This is a genomic window from Bradyrhizobium sp. SYSU BS000235 (genome assembly GCF_049747295.1).
Lineage (GTDB): Bacteria > Pseudomonadota > Alphaproteobacteria > Rhizobiales > Xanthobacteraceae > Afipia.
Window position 1 is genome coordinate 5,159,702 of sequence record NZ_JBMHJM010000001.1, and the last position, 13,092, is coordinate 5,172,793.

The 13,092-nt window shown below is 59.9% G+C and carries 14 protein-coding genes; 9 read left to right on the plus strand and 5 right to left on the minus strand.

Features of this window, described 5'->3' with window-relative positions; genetic code table 11:
• Positions 1-19: 19 nt before the first annotated feature.
• A complete protein-coding gene (locus tag ACP0KA_RS24290) occupies positions 20-919 on the minus strand; it encodes a LysR family transcriptional regulator (protein ID WP_424631264.1) in 900 nt (299 codons plus the stop codon).
• Between the two features lie 120 nt (positions 920-1,039).
• Between ACP0KA_RS24290 and ACP0KA_RS24295 the strand changes: the two genes are divergently transcribed.
• On the plus strand, positions 1,040-1,870 hold the full coding sequence (locus ACP0KA_RS24295) for an aldo/keto reductase (protein ID WP_424631265.1): 831 nt from the start codon (positions 1,040-1,042) through the stop codon (positions 1,868-1,870).
• A 47-nt stretch (positions 1,871-1,917) separates the two neighbouring features.
• Positions 1,918-2,781 (plus strand): NmrA family NAD(P)-binding protein, encoded by an 864-nt coding sequence (locus ACP0KA_RS24300; protein WP_424631266.1) that lies wholly within the window; start codon positions 1,918-1,920, stop codon positions 2,779-2,781.
• A gap of 201 nt (positions 2,782-2,982) precedes the next feature.
• Here ACP0KA_RS24300 and ACP0KA_RS24305 read toward each other — a convergent pair whose 3' ends face one another.
• Complete coding sequence (locus ACP0KA_RS24305) at positions 2,983-3,957, minus strand: ATP-binding protein (RefSeq protein ID WP_424631267.1); 975 nt, start codon at positions 3,955-3,957, stop codon at positions 2,983-2,985.
• A 182-nt stretch (positions 3,958-4,139) separates the two neighbouring features.
• On the opposite strand from ACP0KA_RS24305, the gene yajC reads away from it, so the two are divergent.
• From yajC to ACP0KA_RS24330, 5 genes are all read left to right on the plus strand, one after another.
• Positions 4,140-4,496 carry a preprotein translocase subunit YajC gene (gene yajC, locus ACP0KA_RS24310; RefSeq protein ID WP_424631268.1) on the plus strand — a complete coding sequence of 119 codons (357 nt, stop codon included), beginning with the start codon at positions 4,140-4,142 and terminating at the stop codon, positions 4,494-4,496.
• Between the two features lie 47 nt (positions 4,497-4,543).
• On the plus strand, positions 4,544-6,142 hold the full coding sequence (gene secD, locus ACP0KA_RS24315) for a protein translocase subunit SecD (RefSeq protein ID WP_424631269.1): 1,599 nt from the start codon (positions 4,544-4,546) through the stop codon (positions 6,140-6,142).
• 11 nt (positions 6,143-6,153) lie between these two features.
• The gene (gene secF, locus ACP0KA_RS24320; protein ID WP_424631270.1) at positions 6,154-7,194 is read left to right on the plus strand and encodes a protein translocase subunit SecF; all 1,041 of its coding nucleotides are present in this window, start codon (positions 6,154-6,156) and stop codon (positions 7,192-7,194) included.
• Between the two features lie 69 nt (positions 7,195-7,263).
• Positions 7,264-7,659 carry an Mth938-like domain-containing protein gene (locus tag ACP0KA_RS24325; RefSeq protein WP_424631705.1) on the plus strand — a complete coding sequence of 132 codons (396 nt, stop codon included), beginning with the start codon at positions 7,264-7,266 and terminating at the stop codon, positions 7,657-7,659.
• Complete coding sequence (locus ACP0KA_RS24330; protein ID WP_424631271.1) at positions 7,656-8,519, plus strand: phytoene/squalene synthase family protein; 864 nt, start codon at positions 7,656-7,658, stop codon at positions 8,517-8,519. Before ACP0KA_RS24325 ends, ACP0KA_RS24330 begins: the two co-directional genes overlap by 4 nt.
• 12 nt (positions 8,520-8,531) lie before the next feature.
• Here ACP0KA_RS24330 and trmFO read toward each other — a convergent pair whose 3' ends face one another.
• Both trmFO and ACP0KA_RS24340 read right to left on the minus strand, forming a co-directional pair.
• On the minus strand, positions 8,532-9,971 hold the full coding sequence (trmFO, locus tag ACP0KA_RS24335; RefSeq protein WP_424631272.1) for a methylenetetrahydrofolate--tRNA-(uracil(54)-C(5))-methyltransferase (FADH(2)-oxidizing) TrmFO: 1,440 nt from the start codon (positions 9,969-9,971) through the stop codon (positions 8,532-8,534).
• Positions 9,972-10,101: 130 nt separating this feature from the next.
• Positions 10,102-10,254 (minus strand): DUF1127 domain-containing protein, encoded by a 153-nt coding sequence (locus ACP0KA_RS24340; protein ID WP_424631273.1) that lies wholly within the window; start codon positions 10,252-10,254, stop codon positions 10,102-10,104.
• A gap of 463 nt (positions 10,255-10,717) precedes the next feature.
• On the opposite strand from ACP0KA_RS24340, the gene ACP0KA_RS24345 reads away from it, so the two are divergent.
• Entirely contained in the window at positions 10,718-11,077 is a 360-nt protein-coding gene (locus ACP0KA_RS24345) for a hypothetical protein (protein ID WP_424631274.1), read from the plus strand.
• Between the two features lie 41 nt (positions 11,078-11,118).
• Entirely contained in the window at positions 11,119-12,147 is a 1,029-nt protein-coding gene (locus ACP0KA_RS24350; protein WP_424631275.1) for a DUF1775 domain-containing protein, read from the plus strand.
• A gap of 53 nt (positions 12,148-12,200) precedes the next feature.
• On the opposite strand, the gene ACP0KA_RS24355 is transcribed toward ACP0KA_RS24350, so the two are convergent.
• Positions 12,201-13,037 carry a patatin-like phospholipase family protein gene (locus tag ACP0KA_RS24355; protein ID WP_424631276.1) on the minus strand — a complete coding sequence of 279 codons (837 nt, stop codon included), beginning with the start codon at positions 13,035-13,037 and terminating at the stop codon, positions 12,201-12,203.
• Positions 13,038-13,092 lie beyond the last annotated feature (55 nt).

Sequence of the window (13,092 nt, forward strand, 5' to 3'; positions counted from 1 at the left end):
TTTTGGCTTGTTTGATTTTCTAGCGCGCTATTTCGAGCATGAAATCGATGAAGGCGCGGACCTTCGCCGGAGCATGCTGCCGGGAAGGATAGAACGCGTATAGCGGGAACGTCTCGCCATTCCACTCGTGAAATAACTCTACGAGTTGTCTGCGCTCGATGAATTCGCGGACTGCATTTTCAGTCACCTGAGCAATACCGGTGCCGGCAATGCATTCCGTCAGTAATGCGTTGCCGTCGCTCAAGGTGAGCCGGCTTGGTGTCTCAACCTTGAGGATCTTGCGGCCTTTGTGGAATTCCCAGTCGAAAGCCTGTCCGGTCGCGGGATCGCGGAAGTGAATGCAGGAATGATTTTTGAGGTCGTTTGGATGGGCAGGCCGGCCGTGGCGTTTAAGATAGGCAGGCGAGGCGACGGTCAAAATTCGCGCGTTCAGCAGTTTGCGCGAGACCAGCGAAGGCGCGGCTTGATCGCCGAAGCTGATCGCGACGTCGATGCCGTCAGCAACGAGGTCGCCGGTCCTGTCCTGTGTGATGATCTCCACCGAGAGCTCCGGATAGCGGGCCAGGAACTCGCCCAGCCGCCCTGCGAGCACACCGGTCGTGACGAGGATGGCCACACGGGCGCGAAGGCGACCACGCACCACGTTGGTGGCGCCGGATGCATGGACGGCGGCTTCCTCGATCGCAGCAAGGGATAGTTTGACGCGCTCGTAGAAGCGGCGGCCTTCCTCACTCAGGCTGACCGAGCGCGTGGTGCGATCGAGCAGCCGGACGCCGACCCGCGCCTCGAGACGGGCTATCGCACGGCTGACACCTGATGCTGTTATTCCAAGGGCCTCGGCGGCCCGCACGAAGCTGCCGCCTTCGACGACGGCGGTCAGCACACTGACGCCCGCCAGCAATCGTCCGTCAAATGACACGCTTCAATTCCTGACTGAATGTCATTAATGATGTGACATAATCGCACTTAAGTCAAAACGCCTGCGGCGCGATAAGAGCACGCCGCTCGTGATCGAACATCGGAATGCAGGACTGAAATCATGGAAAGCATCGAGACCCAAGGAATTCGCTTCCCTCGGCTTGGATTTGGCACCTTCCTCATGACGGGGGATGCCTGTCGTGTTGCGACGGAAAGCGCCTTGTCGCTGGGTTACCGTCATATCGACACCGCCGAAATGTACGCCAATGAAGATGCCGTCGGGGACGCGATCGCGAACTCGGGGATCAAGCGCGGTGATCTGCATGTCACCACGAAGGTCTGGTATGAAAACCTTGCTCCCGATGCCATCCAGCGGGCCTTCGATCTCAGTCTCAAGAAGCTGAAACTCGATTTCGTCGACCTTTACCTGATCCACTGGCCATCGAAGAGCATGGATCTGCCGCGCGCTTTGGAGGCGTTGATGCGTCTGCGCGAGGAGGGACGGACCCGTGCGATCGGTGTCGCCAATTTTACGCTCCCATTGATGAAAACCGCGATCGAGACCGTCGGCGCGCCGATTGCCTGCAATCAGGTCGAGTATCACACCTTCCTCGATCAATCGGTGCTGCTCAAATATCTCCGCGCCAAGGGCGTGCCTCTCGTGGCCTACGCACCGCTGGCAAAGGGCACGGTTGTGGACAGCCCCGAGTTGCAGACGATCGGCCGCAAGCACGGCGTGTCCGCCGCGCAAGTTGCGATTGCCTGGTTGCTCGAGCAGGACAATGTCGCGGCCATTCCCAAGGCGCAAAGCCCGGCCAGCCAACAGGCCAATCTCGATGCCCTGGCTGTGAAACTCGACGATGAAGACCGGCGCGCCATTGCCGCTTTGCCGAAGGGCGGGCGGCGGGTGAATCCGGCTTTTGCTCCGGAGTGGGATGCGCCTGCGGGATAACGATCCCCCGACCTTCTTCCCCTCGCTAGCTCAAAAAAGAGTCAATCATGTACGCCATCACTGGAATTACAGGCCGGGTGGGCGGCGCGGCTGCGCGCGCGCTTCTCGGTCGCGGCGAGAATGTCCGCGCCATTGTTCGCAGCACCGACAAAGGCAGGTCCTGGTCGGAGAAGGGATGCGATGTCGCGTTGGCCGCAATCGATGATGCCGTGGCGCTGACAAAAGCCTTCGCCGGTGCAGACGGGGTGTTCCTGATGACGCCGCCGAATTACGACCCTGAGCCTGGATTTCCACAGACCCGCAAGATCCTGGATGCCGTAAGCGCTGCGATCAAAGCTGCGCGTCCCGGCCGCGTGGTTTATCTCTCGACGGTTGGAGCGCAAGCGAGCCAGGAAAACCTGCTGACCAACGCCACGATCATGGAGCAGGGGCTGCGTGCGCTGTCCGTGTCGGTGACATTGTTGCGCCCAGCCTGGTTCATGGAGAACTCCGCATGGGATGTCGCTGCGGCAAGGGGCGGACACATGCCGTCCTACCTGCAGCCGCTCGATCATCCGATCCCGATGATTGCGACCGCCGACATCGGAGTCGTCGTTGCCGATCTTTTGCAACAGACCTGGACAGGGACACGGATCGTCGAACTTGAAGCGCCGCGTCGCTATTCAGCCAACGACATCGGACGTGCGTTCGCCGAGACGATCGGCCGTCGGGTTCACGTCGAGGCTGTCCCGTGCGAGACGTGGGAGGCGACGTTTCGTTCGCAAGGCATGAAGCACCCGGTGCCGCGGATGCGGATGATCGACGGCTTCAATGAAGGCTGGATCGATTTCGAGGGCGGAGCTGCTGAACATTGGACAGGCCAAACACCGCTCGAGGCGGTTGTCCGTAACCTTGTGAAGGCAGCGGACTAGTGGTCCAATTCTAACATTCGCATCCCGTTTCAGCGGGCATTGCCTGCGAATGTTAGAATTAAAGGACCACTAGCAAACATGAGTTTCTAGTGGAGTTCTGGATTTGACATTCGCTTGACGAACTCGCTGCCGGTTAGGGAGCGAATGTCAAATCCACTCCACTAGACGTGTGATCCGGGCCCGAGATCTGGTTGGCAAGGATCAGGTGCTGGCGGTCAGCCGGACGCCCATGCGGCCGGCCAACTCCTGCGTAAACTGCCAGGCCACACGGCCGGACCGCGATCCGCGCGTGGTGGCCCACTCGAGGGCTTCGCGTTCGAGCTCGCTTTCCGCAATCTTGACGCCGAAGTGGCTGCAATAGCCTTTCACCATATCGAGGTACTCATCCTGGCTGCACTTGTGGAAGCCGAGCCAGAGACCGAAGCGGTCGGACAATGAGACCTTTTCCTCGACAGCCTCGCCGGGATTGATCGAGGTCGAGCGTTCATTCTCGATCATGTCGCGGGCGAGCAGGTGACGGCGGTTGGACGTGGCATAGAGGATGACGTTTTCCGGTCGGCCTTCGATGCCGCCTTCCAGCACCGCCTTGAGCGACTTGTAGGACGCATCATTGCCGTCGAACGACAGATCGTCGCAGAACACGATGAAGTGGAAATCCGACTCGCGCAGCAGCGACATCAGGTTCGGCAGACTTTCGATGTCCTCGCGATGGATCTCAATCAGCTTCAGCCGGCCATTCACCTCGGGCATGGCGTTGACGGTGGCGTGAGCGGCCTTGACCAGCGACGATTTGCCCATCCCGCGGGCACCCCACAGCAGGGCGTTGTTCGCCGGCAGTCCCGTGGCAAACCGTTCGGTGTTTTCAATCAAAATGTCGCGCATCCGGTCGACCCCCTTCAGGAGGCCGAGTTCGACGCGGTTGACCCGCGGAACCGGCGCCAGCCGCCCATCGGGGTGCCAGATAAAGGCGGCCGCGGCCTTCAGGGAATCTGCCGCGGACGGCTTAGCCGTCGAAGCCGACAGGCTGGCGGCGATGGCTTCGAGCGCCTTGGCGATCCGCTCATCGGCGCTGGGGGTGGCGGCAGACGCCGGGCGTTTTGTCGCGGGCTTGGCGGTCTTTCGCTGAGTCGCCTTTTTGGGGCTGGCGAGGCTTGTTTTACGTGACTTTTTCGACATGTTTCCACTTCCTTGCGCCGCACCCTATGCGAGGCTTGCGGGCGGCCGCAACCCGCCCAAATGGAAGGCCTGCCCGCCGTTGCAATTGGGACAATGGCCGCTATAGTCCGCGCAAATTTGGCCAAAACGGCCTAATGCCAACGGCTTGTTCTGCTTGGCATGCACCCCACGAGGATCCTTCGATGCTGATTACCCCTGCCTTTGCCCAGGCTGCCGGTGCTGCCGGTGACACCAACAGTATGCTGATGTCACTGCTGCCGTTCGCGTTGATCTTCGTGATCATGTACTTCCTGATTCTTCGGCCCCAGCAGAAGAAATTGAAGGATCATCAGGAATTGGTGAAGAACATTCGCCGGGGCGATACCGTCATCACCAATGGCGGTCTGGTTGGCAAGGTCACCAAGGTGGTGGACGATGACCAGATCGAGGTGGAAATCTCCGACGGCGTCCGCATCCGCCAGATGCGCGGGATGATTACCGGCGTCCGGACCAAGGGTGAGCCCGCCAAGGATTCAAAGGAAGAATCCGCCGCAAGCTGAGGCTTTCGGTCCGCGACTTTATGTATCTGATCTGACAGGTCATCTCGATGTTGTATTTCTCGCGGTGGAAGGCACTGGCGATCATTCTGACCGCCTTGATCGTTTGCCTTTTCGCGGTCCCGAACTTCTTCCCTGAAGCGACGGTCAAGACCTGGCCGAAATGGGCCCAGCGTCATGTCGTCCTTGGTCTCGACCTGCAGGGCGGTTCTCACCTTCTGTTCGAAGTCGATTCCAACTCGGTGAAGAAGGACAAGCTGGAGGCGGTTCGTGACGATGTCAGGCGCTCATTGCGTGACGCCAAGATCGGCTACACCGGTCTTGCCGTGCGCAACGAGAATGTCGAGGTGCGCGTCAAGGATACCGATTTGACGAATGCGCTGGCGAAGCTGCGTGAACTGTCGCAGCCGCTGGGCGGGATTCTCGGGTCGAGCGGGCAACGCAGTGTGGAAGTCAGCGATGCCGGAGGTGGCTTGATCCGGCTCACGGTGCCGCCGGCCGCGATCACCGAACGGATCCGTCAGACGGTCGAGCAGTCGATCCAGATCATTGAAAAGCGCATCAACGAGCTCGGTACCGTCGAGCCGCTGATTCAGCGTCAGGGTGTCGACCGCATTCTCGTGCAGGTGCCCGGATTGCAGGATCCGACGCGCGTGAAAGAACTCGTCGGCAAGACCGCGAAAATGGAATTCCGGATGGTGGACAGCTCGGTGTCGCCTGAACAGGCCCAGCAGGGCCGGGTGCCGCCGGATTCTGAAATCCTGATGAGCGCATCGTCGCCAAAGATTCCGTATGTCATCAAGAAGCAGGTGTTGGTGCCGGGTGCGGATCTGACCGACGCGCAGCCGGGCTTCGACCAGCGATCCGGTGAGCCGATCGTGACCTTCCGTTTCAACACGTCCGGCGCACGCAAGTTCGCACAGGCGACCCTTGAAAATGTCGGCCAGCCGTTCGCGATCGTCCTCGACAACGAGGTGATTTCGGCGCCTGTGATCCGCGAACCCATCACCGGTGGCTCCGGACAGATCTCCGGCAACTTCACCGTGCAGGGGGCCAACGATCTCGCGATCCTGCTGCGTGCCGGCGCGTTGCCGGCGCCGCTGACCGCGATCGAAGAACGCACGGTCGGACCGGGCCTCGGACAAGATTCGATTGCCGCAGGTGAACTGGCATCTTACGTCGGTTCGGTGCTGGTCATTGTCTTCATGTTGCTGACCTATCGCTTGTTTGGCTTCTTTGCGAACGTGGCGGTGGCGATCAACGTTGCCATGATCTTCGGCATTCTGTCGCTTTTGAACGCGACGCTGACGCTGCCCGGCATCGCCGGCATCGTCCTGACCGTCGGCATCGCGGTGGACTCCAACGTGCTGATCTACGAGCGCATCCGAGAGGAATTGCGCAACGGCCGCACTGCGATCTCGGCGATCGATGCCGGATTCAGTCGCGCGCTGGCCACGATCATGGACTCCAACATCACCACGTTCATCGCGGCGGCTGTGTTGTTCTACATCGGCACGGGTCCGGTTCGCGGCTTTGCCGTCACACTCGGCATTGGTATCATCACCACCGTATTCACGGCGTTCACTGTCACGCGGCTGATCGTTGCGACATGGGTGAGCTGGAAGCGGCCAAAGACCGTTCCGATTTGAGGTAGTTGGCTGTGACTCATACGATCATTATCGCGCTTGCCATCTTCATCGTTATCCTGACGGTGTTGAGCATCTACGGCGTTATTCCAGCCCTTCGCATCGTTCCGGACGATACGAAGTTCGACTTCATGCGCTTTCGCCGGATCAGCTTCCCGATCTCGGCGGCGATGTCGATCCTGGCGATTACACTGTATTTCACCCACGGTTTGAACTTCGGCATCGATTTCAAGGGCGGCATGCTGCTTGAAATCAAAACCAAGTCCGGCCCGGCCGATATCGCCGCGCTGCGCACACAATTGGGCACGCTCAACTTTGGTGACGTTCAGCTTCAGCAGTTCGGCGGTCCAGATGAGGTGCTGATCCGTATTGCCGAACAGCCGGGCGGTGATAAGGCTCAGCAGGAGGCCGTGCAGAAGGTGCGTCAGCTGTTCGGCGACACCATCGACTATCGCCGCGTCGAGGTCGTCGGTCCGCGCGTGTCGGGCGAACTTCTTGCTTTCGGCACGATTGGCCTGATGCTCGCGATCTTCTCGATCCTGATCTACCTCTGGTTCCGCTTCGAATGGCAGTTCGCCCTGGGTGCGATGATCGCGAACGTCCACGATATCGTGCTGACGCTCGGCTTCATGTCCATCACGCAGATTGAGTTCGATCTCACCAGTATCGCGGCGCTGCTGACCATTCTCGGCTATTCGCTCAACGACACCGTCGTCATCTACGACCGTATTCGCGAAATGCTGCGGCGTTACAAGAAAATGCCGATGACCGATCTGCTCAACACATCGATTAACTCGACGCTGTCGCGATCCATCATCACCCACGTGACTGTGACGTTGGCGTTGCTCGCTCTGTTGCTGTTCGGCGGCAAGGCCATCCACAGCTTCGCTGCAACGATGATGTTCGGCGTGGTGCTGGTCGGTACTTATACGTCGATCTTCATCGCAGCCCCGATCCTGATCTACCTCGGCGTCGGCGCCAACCGCGAGAGCGGGGAAGACGAAGATAAGCCGTCGAAAGACAAGTCGTCGAAAGATAAACCGTCGAAGAAGTAAACAGTAAGGACGTGATCCAACGCGGTATCCGATTTGCGTTGGGTCGCGCTCTCAGTTGAAGGGCGCCTGATCTTGTCGCCAGACCGCTCCCAACCCGATGCGCTGCACCTTCCTCGATCCGCGCCGATCGATGCTTATGGCAATGGCGGTTTCCGCTTCGCGGACATGTCGCACCGCGGTTCGTTGTTGTGCCTGCCGGAAGCCATCTGGGCATGGCCTGTCTCGGCCCCGGAGCAAATTACCGAAGCGTCGTTGTTTCGCGTGTTTGAGCAGTCCGCTGACATCGACACCTTGTTGATTGGGACCGGGGCAGGTGTATGGCTGCCGCCGTCGAGCCTGCGCGAAGCGCTTCGGCGGGTGAAAGTCGTTCTGGACACCATGCAGACAGGTCCGGCGATCCGCACCTACAACGTGATGATGGGTGAACGCCGCCGCGTTGCGGCTGCATTGATTGCCGTGCCATGACGACGTCAGCTTCGGGCGATGCCGCGTTTTGTGCCGATCTGGTGCGCACGCGCGACTTCACCAGTTACGCCGCGAGCCTGTTTGTCCCGCCTGCGCCGCGTCGCGCGTGGCTGGCGCTGGCAGCTTTTCGCAGCGAAGTCGCTCACGTGCGCGATCATGTCAGTCAGGCGCTGACGGGCGAGATCCGCCTGCAATGGTGGCGCGATGCTTTGACGGGACATACCGGTGGAACGGCGCATGGCGATGTCACGGGCAATCCCGTCGCTGCTGAGTTACTACGCGCGATCAAGGAATATGGCCTGCCTGTCGAGACCTTCGTTCGACTGATCGATGCGCATGTGTTCGACGTCTACGACGATCCCATGCCGGATATTGCCGCGCTCGAGGCGCATTGCCGCGATACGTCAGCGGCGCTGTATACGCTGCGTGCCCGTACGCTTGGCGTCACCTCGCCTGAAGTTGTGCGGATTGCCGATCACGCGGGTGTTGCCGAGGGATTGGTCGATGTGATGCTTGCGTTGCCGCGACACAGCGCGCGGCGGCAGCTCTATCTGCCGGCCGATCTCATGAACCTTCATGATGTGATCGCCGAAGACGTATTCATGCAAAAATCAGATGAGCCATTGCGGGAAGCTTTGGCTCATTTGCGCCGTGAGGCGCGCAAGCAATTGGATACCGCGATGGCGTTGATGGGGAACGCGCCGGCCGCGGCGCGGCCGGCTTTCCTGCCCGTGGTGATAGTGCAGCGTCTCCTGTCGAAGCTCGACTCATCGAACCCGTTCGATCCGCCGTCGATGTCGCGTCTGGCAACGCTTTGGACGATCTGGCGCGCGGCAAGCGGATCGCTGTTCAAAAGCTGATCCGCGATCCGATCAGGCAGCGTTCGACACGCGCAATGTATCGGCGATCCAATGATCGAGATCGACCAAGGCGCGTGCGCTGATCGCCTGTTTCTTGGCGATGGTCTTCTCGTTGCCGCGCAGCCGCGTGCCGTCGGGCTTTTTGGTCGGCGGCGAGGCGAGCGGCGGGAATAATCCGAAATTGATGTTCATTGGCTGAAACGAGCGCGGTCCGGCATCGATCGTTTCGATGTGCCCGCCGGTGATATGGCCGAGCAACGCGCCCAGCGCTGTTGTCGGCGGCGGTGGCGTGATTGCGTCTCCGCGTACATCTGCGGCAGCGAAGAGTCCCGCAAGCAACCCAATTCCGGCGGATTCGACATAGCCCTCGCAGCCGGTCATCTGGCCGGCAAAACGCAAACGCGGCTGCGCATGCAGTCGCAGTTGCGGGTCGAGCAGCTTCGGGGAGTTGAGGAACGTGTTGCGATGGAGCCCGCCAAGGCGTGCGAACTCCGCGTTCTGCAGACCGGGGATCATGCGAAGGACCTGCGTCTGCGCGCCGTACTTCAGTTTGGTCTGGAAGCCGACGATGTTGTAGAGCGTGCCGAGTTTGTTGTCCTGGCGCAACTGCACGATGGCGTAGGGCTTGACCGTTGGGTCGCGGGGGTTGGTGAGGCCGACCGGTTTCATCGGCCCATGGCGCAAGGTTTCGCGGCCGCGTTCTGCCATCACTTCGATCGGCAGACAGCCGTCGAAGTACGGCGTGTTGGCTTCCCATTCCTTGAAGTCGGTCTTTTCGCCGGAAATCAGCGCATCGACGAAGGCGTCATACTGCTCGCGTGTCATCGGGCAATTGATGTAGTCGGCGCCGTTGCCGCCCGGACCAACCTTGTCATAGCGGGACTGAAACCACGCGATCGACATATCGATGGAGTCGCGATGCACGATGGGCGCAATCGCGTCAAAAAAGGCGAGGGCGGTTTCGCCCGAAAGTGCACGGATAGCCTCGGCCAGCGGTGCCGATGTCAGCGGACCGGTTGCAACGATGACGTTCTGCCATTCTTCGGGTGGCAGGCCGGCGACTTCCTCGCGCTGGATCTCGACCCGCGGATGAGCGACGAGCGCCGCATTGACGGCTGCTGAAAAGCCGTCGCGGTCAACCGCCAGTGCGCCGCCGGCTGGAACCTGGTTGGCGTCAGCGCTACGCATGATCAGGGAGTTCAGCTTACGCAACTCGGCGTGAAGCAGGCCGACAGCGTTATTCGCTGCGTCGTCGGAGCGGAATGAGTTCGAGCAAACGAGCTCGGCGACACTGTCGGTGCGGTGTGCGTCGGTCGTGCGGACTGGCCGCATTTCATGAAGGACAACATTCACGCCGGCATTGGCAATCTGCCAGGCAGCCTCGGACCCGGCGAGGCCTCCGCCGATAATGTGAACGGTATCCGTGGACGCAGCTTTGTTTTCAATTGTCATGGCTCACAACTAGAGCCCGCGGCGGACGGGCGCAACGGGCACGGCGACTCCACCAGAACAATTGAAAGCTTATATACGACAACGCCCGCTAGTCGCGGGCGTGATCCGTTAGTTCGCAGACTTCGGCTGATTAGCCGTTGTAGGCGCCAGCAGCAACGCGGCGGATGTCCGAGCGGTCAAGTCCGATGTCAGCCAGTTCACGGTCGCTGAGCTGCGACAGTTCGGAAACATTGCGCTGATAGTCGCGGAACGCCTGAATAACGCGGATGAGCGAGAGCAACATGATAATCTCCTTCGAATTCTCGATTCAGCTCTTGAAAGCAGCCTCATCGGTTGAAAGGAATATAAGCGAGGTTTCTGCGTTGCAACACAGTAAATGTTGCGATGCAGCTAGGCAAAACATGCATGGCTTATTAAGAAGTGATTAATCTTTCATCTAAGAGCTTAGCGGGAAAGGTGGGGCTTTGGGTTGAAACGCCTCGATTTCGGCAATTTATCGAGGTTTTTTGCCAGCGCTCACTTTTCAGTTCCTTCAACGGAGCGGTCACGGCAACGAGAGCTATGCTTTCTTCGGCGGTGACGGCGGAATAATTCCGCTGAACTAAGATTCTCGGTACTTTTCTTCTTAAAGCTGTGAACAATAGTTCATTATGAGTTTTCACGCAGCCTTGTGTCGCCTGATTGTGAGAATCATGGACGCCTGCGGACGCGCGTGGCATAGCCGCGCGATGCGGAATTTTTCGTCCATGCGCCGTCTGTGTCTGGCCCTGCTGCTTTCACATGCGCTGGCGATACAGACCCTCGTCATCGCCTGGAGCGGGGCGCAGGCGGGAGTGCCCGACGCGGGCGCGTTCACGCAAATCTGCAAGGGCGTTCAATCAGAAGACAGGACCGGCGATACCGCCCCGACCCCTCAACATGGTTTGCACCATGATTGTCTTTCGATCTGCGCGGGTGGTCTCACTGCATTGGAGCCACAGCCCCATGGTCTCGCGCTGATATGGCGTAGCCCATCCCGATCCGAGGAGATCCTGCGCGATACCGGAGCACGCGTTGCGGTTACAACGCAGGTCTTTTCAGCACGTGGTCCTCCGAAGCTGGTCTGAAACCGAACATCGAACTTTCTCAATCAGCTTTCGAGGACATCATGACCACCACTATCCGCAACCCGCTGAGGTTGTTTGCAGGCGCTGGAGTTGCAGCGCTGTCGATCGTCGTATCGCAATCGAGCGCGTTTGCGCACATCACTCTGGCGACCGGTGAAACGCGAGCCAACACATACTACAAGGCCGTACTCCAAGTGCCGCACGGCTGCGACGGACAGCCGACACAGAGCATCCGCGTTCAGATTCCCGAAGGCGTGATCGGTGTGAAGCCGATGCCAAAGCCCGGTTGGACGCTGAACATCACGCGCGGCGCCTATGCCAAGACCTATCAGAGCCACGGCAAGGCGGTGACTGAGGGGCCAAAGGAGATCGTGTGGTCGGGTGGCTCGCTGTCCGACGACAACTACGATGAGTTCGTGTTCACGAGCTTTATCTCCGGTGATTTCCAACCCGGGCAGTCGGTGTATTTTCCGACTACGCAAAAGTGCGCGGGCGGCGAAATCAGCTGGTCGGAGATTCCGGCCGCGGGACAAAGCCCGCATGCCTTGAAGGCTCCGGCGCCGGGGGTGCGGATCGCCTCCGACACGACAACGATGGCGCAGATGGACCATGGTGGCATGGACCACATGCATATGAGCGCGCCCGCTGCGACAGGCGGCGACACGTTCAAGGTCGGTGACTTGGTGGTCTCATCGCCATGGACACGTGCAACACCCGGTGGCGCCAAGATCGCAGGCGGCTACCTGAAGATCACCAACAACGGAAAAACGGACGATCGCCTTGTGAAAGCCACGGCGAGCATTTCCGACCGCGTTGAAGTCCACGAAATGTCGATGACCGATGGCGTGATGAAGATGCGTGCGGTACCGGAAGGCCTGACGATCAAGCCCGGTGAGACTGTCGAACTGAAGCCGGGTGGCTTCCACATGATGTTCATGGACATCAAGCAGCCGCTCAAGCAGGGCGATACGATGAAAGCGACGTTGACGTTCGAGAAGGCTGGCAGCGTTGACGTCAGCTTCAATGTCGGTTCGATTGGCGGAATGTCCGAGCCCGCTCACAAGCATTGATGGTGCTTTACGTGGTGGTGCGGCGGTTCTGCCGCCGCACCATCAGCTGATGTTTATCGGCCGAGCGACGCGGCAAATGCGTCGCCGTCCTTCAATCCAAGCTCGAACGCGTTTCGGATGCCGTCCGGATTCCTGATGTCGAACTGTTTGACATCGATCTTGCGTGACGGCTGCACATAGGTGCGGCCATTGACGACAGGCAGCGACTTATAGATCCGCGTCAGCAACACCAGCGTACGGCCGCCGGCGGCTTCGATCGGTGTGATCGGCTCGACCGGGACATTGTCCACCAGGCCTCCGTCGAGCGCCGGCTGGCTGTTAATGAGAGTCACCGGCATAAACGGCGGCACGCCACTCGTTGCCATCAACGCATCACGAAACTGTTGTGGCGATTGCATCGCGCGGGCAGCGACGAACTCGGGACGAAATCCGAGAGCGCGGCCAAATCGTGGATGCACCGGATGGAACAGTTGTTTCTCGAGCTGATAAGCGCTGATGCCGATGGCCGCGCCAAGCGGTGGAGAAAAGCCACGCGGCAGCCGTGCAATGGCAATCCGTAAATCGGTCATTGCTTGCAGACGCGAGAGGGCGCCAGCGTCGACGGTCTGTTCGAGTAACTCGGCGTACATCGGGCCGACCGGGCAGAGCGGTTGTCCGGCGCGCCACGCAGCGACATCAAAGTTTTTCAATCCCGGGTGACAGGCACCGATCACGCGTGCGCGGGTCGCCGGCCCCATGTCCAGGAGCGAATAGGTTGCGGCAAATGCCCCCGCGCTTGCGCCGACCACCAGTTTGGGGGTGAGACCGATCCGCGATGCGGCGGCCTCATAGAAGCCACCTTGCCAGTAACAACGGTTGCCACCGCCTGCGAAAACGACCGCGTCGAACATGAAGAACTTTCATTGGTGAAAGGCCTTCATGCCCAACTGCGGTCCGAGAAGCAAC